The organism is Brevundimonas sp. (genome assembly GCF_036677305.1).
Taxonomy (GTDB): domain Bacteria; phylum Pseudomonadota; class Alphaproteobacteria; order Caulobacterales; family Caulobacteraceae; genus Brevundimonas.
On record NZ_JAKFEB010000235.1, the window covers coordinates 1 to 5618 of the forward strand.

The 5618-nt window shown below is 70.6% G+C and carries 6 protein-coding genes; 4 read left to right on the forward strand and 2 right to left on the reverse strand.

Annotated elements, in window-relative coordinates; translation table 11 throughout:
• Positions 1–12: 12 nt before the first annotated feature.
• Positions 13–792, reverse strand: coding sequence for a C40 family peptidase (locus tag V6M42_RS13490; RefSeq protein ID WP_332678951.1), 780 nt, complete (start codon positions 790–792; stop codon positions 13–15).
• 54 nt (positions 793–846) lie between these two features.
• Positions 847–2247 (reverse strand): leucyl aminopeptidase family protein, encoded by a 1401-nt coding sequence (locus V6M42_RS13495; protein ID WP_332678952.1) that lies wholly within the window; start codon positions 2245–2247, stop codon positions 847–849.
• A 92-nt stretch (positions 2248–2339) separates the two neighbouring features.
• Between V6M42_RS13495 and V6M42_RS13500 the strand changes: the two genes are divergently transcribed.
• The 4 genes from V6M42_RS13500 to thrS all read left to right on the forward strand — a co-directional run.
• Positions 2340–3152 carry a tetratricopeptide repeat protein gene (locus V6M42_RS13500; protein ID WP_332678955.1) on the forward strand — a complete coding sequence of 271 codons (813 nt, stop codon included), beginning with the start codon at positions 2340–2342 and terminating at the stop codon, positions 3150–3152.
• Between the two features lie 18 nt (positions 3153–3170).
• Positions 3171–3641, forward strand: coding sequence for an iron-sulfur cluster assembly scaffold protein (locus tag V6M42_RS13505; protein ID WP_332678957.1), 471 nt, complete (start codon positions 3171–3173; stop codon positions 3639–3641).
• A 44-nt stretch (positions 3642–3685) separates the two neighbouring features.
• Positions 3686–3937, forward strand: a complete 252-nt coding sequence (gene yidD, locus V6M42_RS13510; RefSeq protein ID WP_332661197.1) for a membrane protein insertion efficiency factor YidD — start codon at positions 3686–3688, stop codon at positions 3935–3937.
• Positions 3934–5618: threonine--tRNA ligase (thrS, locus tag V6M42_RS13515; RefSeq protein ID WP_332678959.1), on the forward strand; the 1685-nt coding region annotated here is incomplete at its 3' end. The genes yidD and thrS, both read left to right, overlap by 4 nt.

The window sequence follows — 5618 nt, forward strand, 5'->3', positions numbered from 1 at the left end:
TTTCTCTTGCGGTCAGAGGCGGCGGATGACGGGGTCCGCGCCGCCGGTTCCGCGGTGCCGGGCGTTCGCCTCGGCGAAGGCCTCGATCACCACCGCGCCGTGATGGCCGGTGGCGTGCAGGACGCGGTCCGGGCCCAGCATGAAGCCGGCGTGGCCGTTCCAGGGACCTTCGCCGGGCGACAGCCAGATGACCAGGTCGCCGCGTCGCGCATCCGAGATCGGGACGCTCGCACCGAGTTCAGCCTGTTGATCGGCGTAACGCGGCGCGGCGCGGCCGCAGGCGTACAGCGCCTGCTGGACCAGACCGCAGCAGTCGGTGCCCTGCGGCGTGCGTTCGCCGGGGCGGTGCGGCACGCCCAGAAGGCGCTGGGCGACTTCCACGGCGTCGTCGGCGAAGACGCCGATAGCGGCGGCGCCCTTCCCGGCCCCGGAGACCAGGGCGTTGAGCGGCAGGTCCGCATCGACGGCTTCGATGCGGTGGGTCGGAAGCGGCGCGCCCTCGCCGAGAGAGGCAGGGTCGACCCAGCCGACCACGCCGTCACGTCGCGCACGCCCCCACAGGCGGTCGCCCCGGCGGTCCAGGACGTCGAAGGCCTCGCCGAAGATCAACTGGTCGATCGGGTGTTCGCCATCCTCGGCCTCGGCATGGATGTCGGCGGTCGCCACGATGCAATGCATGGGCCGGACGGCGCGGAAGGTTGCGGCCCGGACGACGCCTTCCAGCGCCTGCTCGGCCAGATCGGGCCGGGCGAGCGTGGTGCGGGGGTCCAGAATGGCGGCGGCTTCAGTCAAGCGTGGGCTCGTCCGGTTGAGCCGTCGTCGTAACGCAAGAAGCCGAAAGGGCCGTTAACGAACGGAGGCTTTCTTGTGGCCATATCGCCGCGAAAGCATCTCGAAACAGGCGCGCAGGGCCTGGGCCTCGCCGCCTTCCGGCCAGCCCGGACGGGCCCGCGGGTTCCAGGCGAAGATGTCCATATGCGCCCAGGCGCCGGTGGTCGGGGCGAAGCGTTGCAGGAACAGGGCGGCGGTCACCGAACCGGCCTGGGCCCAGGCGGCGGAGTCGTTGCGCAGATCGGCGATCTCGGTTTCCAGCGCCGCGCGATAGCCGGGCCAGAGCGGCATCCGCCACAGCGGATCGCCGACGGCGCGGGCGGCCTCGAGCAGATCGGCGGCCAGACTCTCGTCGTCCGTATAGAGCGGCGGCAACTCGGGTCCGAGGGCGATGCGGGCCGCGCCGGTCAGGGTGGCGAAGTCGAGGGTCAGGTCCGGCGAATGCTCGCCCGCCCGCGTCAGGATGTCGGCCAGGATCAGCCGGCCCTCGGCGTCGGTGTTGCCGATCTCGATGGTCAGGCCCTTGCGGCTGGACAGGATGTCGCCGGGCCGGAAGGCGTCGGCGGAGATGGCGTTCTCGACGGCCGCGACCAGCACGACCAGCCGCACGGGCAGGTTCGCCTGCATGACCAGCCGGCCGAGGGCCAGGGCGTGGGCCGAGCCGCCCATGTCCTTCTTCATGTTGCGCATGCCGGCGGCGGCCTTGATGTCCAGGCCGCCGGAATCGAACACCACCCCCTTGCCGACCAGGGCGACCAGCGGCAGGTCGGCGCGGTCCAGGTTCCAGCCGATCTCGATGACGCGCGGCGCGCGGTGCGGGGCGGCGGCGCGGCCCACGGCGTGAACCGCCGGATAGTTCTCGTCCAGCAGGGCGTCGCCCGTGATCACGGTGACGGCCGCGCCGGCTTCATGGGCGATCTCGCGGGCGATGGTCTCGATCTGCAGGGGCCCCATGTCGGCGGCCGGCGTGTCGACCATCTCGCGCGCGAGGGCGCAGGCCGAGGCGATCCGGATCGCCGCCGGCAGGTCGAGCCCCTCCGGCGCGACCAGCCGCACCCGGTCGCGGTCGGGGCGCGCCTTGTAGCGGTCGAAGACATAGGCCCCGAGCAGGAAGGCCAGGGCGGCCTTGCGTGCGTCCTCCGGTTCCGCCTCGAGCCGGTACAGGCCCGGCGGCAGCTTCGCCGGCAGGGCGCGGGCGGACATCGGATCGAAGGTCTCTCCCGCGCCGACCAGGACGGCCGCGATCCCGCCCTCGCCGTCGGGCGCGATCAGCATCTGGCCGGGCTTGCCCTTGAAACCGTTGGCGTCCGCCCAGCCCTGGATTGCCTCGCCGACCGGGTCCGCGGGACCGGCGAACCGCACCGGAATCGCGCCCTCCGCCTCGGCGGTCAGCAGGTCGGGATGCAGGACGGACATGGACGGCGGCCTTTCCGGCCGGCGACGGCCGATCTTAACCAAGGATTGACGCGAAGCGCCGAGTCTGGCCCCGAAACTTCCGGAGCGCCTCCATGTCGCGCACGACAGCCTCTCTCGCAATCCTCGTCCTGCTTTCGGGCGCCGCCGGTACGGCCAGCGCGCAGGCGCAGGCGGCGGCCCAGGGCCGACCGCAGGCGGCCGCGACGCCGCGTCAGCCCGCCAGCGCCGAGGTGCGCGCCGCCTACGAACGGTCCGATGCGCTCAGCCGGTCGGTGTTCTGGACCGATCAGGCCGACATCGATCCCCGTGACCCGGTCGCGGGCGTGAAGGCGGCGGCGGCCTTGCGCGACCTCGGCCGGTACGATCAGGCGGCGGAGACCGCCCAGGGCGTGCTGGTGATCCAGCCGAACAACGTCGACGCCATGCTGGAGGTGGGCCGCGCCCATATCGCGCGGGGCCAGGCCTTCTACGGCGTCGCCGCCCTCGAACAGGCCCGCAACGCCCGCCCGAACGACTGGCAGGCCTGGTCGCTGCTGGGAACGGCCTATGAGCAGGTGCGCCGGCCCGCCGACGCCCGCGCCGCCTGGGCCCAGGCCCTGGCCCTTTCGCCTGACAATCCCGCCGTCCTGACCAATATGGCCATCTCGGCCATGACCCAGGGGGACTCCGTCGCCGCCGAGCCCCTGCTGCGCCGCGCCGCCGCCCAGCCCGGCGCATCGCTGAAGGTGCGGCTGAACCTGGCCATGGTGCTGGGCCTCTCGGGCAAGATCGACGAGGCGGAGCAGATCCTGCGCCGCGACCTGCCGCCGGAAGCCGCCGACGCCAACCTGCAGTGGCTGCGGGACCGGGCCAAGGACGGCTCGGTCGACCAGGCGCGAACCTGGCGCTCGCTCCAGGGCAACTGATCCCCTATATTCCGGCTCATGATCGACGAGCTCTACAGCGCGCGCATCCTCAGGCTGGCGGCCAATCTGCCGCACAGCGGACGCCTGCCTGCGCCGGAAGGCACAGGCGAACGGATCGCGAAGCTGTGCGGTTCGAAGGCGGTCGTGGACGTGACGCTGGACGACGCGGGACGGGTTCTGGACTTCGCACAGGACGTGAAGGCGTGCGCCCTCGGTCAGGCCGCGGCCGGTGTTCTGGGCGAGAGCGTGATCGGCGCCTCGCTTGAAGACCTGGTTTCGGCGCGCGACGCCCTGTCGGCCATGCTGAAGACCGGCGGCGAAGGTCCCACGGGCCGGTTCGAGGGTCTGCGGGCCCTGAAACAGGTGGCCGACTATCCCGCGCGCCACGCCTCGACCATGGTCGCCGTCGAGGCGACGCTGGATGCGATGCGGCAGGCGATCGCCCGAAAGGGCCCCGACACCCGAACTAGCCTCGCCGGCGCGGCCTGACGCCCGTTGCTCCTGCGCCCATTGCAGGGGATAAGCGCGGCGACATGGCTTCCGGCGGAACTCTCTATGAACGCGGCGTGCGGCTGGCCCATCGCGGCTACAAGCTGACGCTGTCGCCCCTGATCGGGCAGCAATGCCGGTTCCTGCCGACCTGTTCGGACTATGGCCGGGACGCGCTGATCCAGCATGGACCGATCAAGGGGGGATGGCTGACGGTCAGACGCCTCTGCAAATGCCACCCTCTCGGGACCTCGGGCTACGACCCGGTTCCACCTGTAAAGACAACAGACCGATGATCGATCTCAAATTCCCCGACGGCGCCTCGCGCCAGTATCCCGACGACGCCACGGGCCGCGACGTCGCCGCCTCCATCTCGCCGTCGCTGGCCAAGCGCGCGGCCCTGGTCGCCCTGAACGGCGAACAGCGCGATCTGGACCGGCCGCTGGGCGGGTCCGGCGACTTCAAGCTGATCATGCGCGATGATCCCGAGGCGCTGGAGACCATCCGCCACGACGCCGCCCACGTGCTGGCCCAGGCGGTTCAGGAGCTGTTCCCGGGGACGCAGGTGACCATCGGTCCCGCGATCGAGGACGGCTTCTATTACGACTTCCACCGCGAGGAGCCCTTCTCGACGGACGACTTCGCCGCCATCGAAAAGAAGATGGCCGAGATCGTCGACCGCGACGAGAAGCTGGTCCGTCAGGTCTGGGACCGCGACGAGGCGATCAGGCTGTTCGAGGGCAAGGGCGAGACGTTCAAGGCCGAGCTGATCCGCGACCTGCCGGCCGGCGAGACGATCACCACCTACGCCACGGGCGGCTGGGTCGACCTGTGCCGGGGACCGCATTTCCCGTCGACGAAATTCGTCGGCAAGGCCTTCAAACTGACCAAGCTGGCCGGCGCCTACTGGCGCGGCGACCACCGCAATCCGCAGCTGCAGCGCATCTACGCCACGGCCTGGGCCTCGAAGGAGGATCTGGACGCCTATCTGCTGCGGGTCGAGGAGGCCGAGAAGCGCGACCACCGCCGCATCGGCAAGGCCATGGGCCTGTTCCACATGCAGGAGGAAGGCCGCGGCATGGTCTTCTGGCATCCCAAGGGCTGGGAGCTGTGGCGCGTGCTGGAGGCCTATATGCGCCGCCGGCTGGATGCGGCGGGCTATGTCGAGGTCAAGACGCCGCAGGTGCTGGACCGGACCTTCTGGGAGAAGTCGGGCCACTGGGAGAAATACCGTCCCAACATGTTCGTCTGCGAGACGGTCGAGGGCGAGACGCTGTCCCTCAAGCCGATGAACTGCCCCGGCCACGTGCAGATCTTCGACCAGGGCCAGCGGTCGTACCGCGAACTGCCGCTGCGCATGGCCGAGTTCGGGGCCTGTCACCGCTATGAGCCGTCGGGCGCCCTGCACGGGCTGATGCGGGTGCGCGGCTTCACCCAGGACGACGCCCACATCTTCTGCCGCGAGGACCAGATCGTCGAGGAGACGGCGCAGTTCATCGACCTGGCCCGTTCGGTTCACGCCGATCTCGGCATGGAAACGGCCTACATCAGCCTCGGCACCCGGCCCGAGACGCGGGCCGGGACGGATGCGTTCTGGGACAAGGCGGAGGCCCAGATGCTGGAAGCCGCCCGCGCGGCCGGGACCGAACCGGTCGTCACCGAGGGCGACGGGGCCTTCTATGCGCCCAAGCTCGACTTCGTGGTCAAGGACGCCATCGGCCGGGAATGGACCTGCGGCACGATCCAGCTGGACTATGTCCTGCCGGAACGGCTGGGCGCGGAATATATCGGCGAGGACGGCCAGAAGCACCGGCCGGTCATGCTGCACCGCGCGATCCTCGGGTCGTTCGAGCGGTTCATCGGCATCATGATCGAGAACTACGCCGGGGCCTTCCCCCTGTGGCTGGCGCCGACCCAGGCCGTGGTGGCGACCATCGTCTCGGAAGCCGACGACTATGCGCGCGAGGTGCAGGCCCG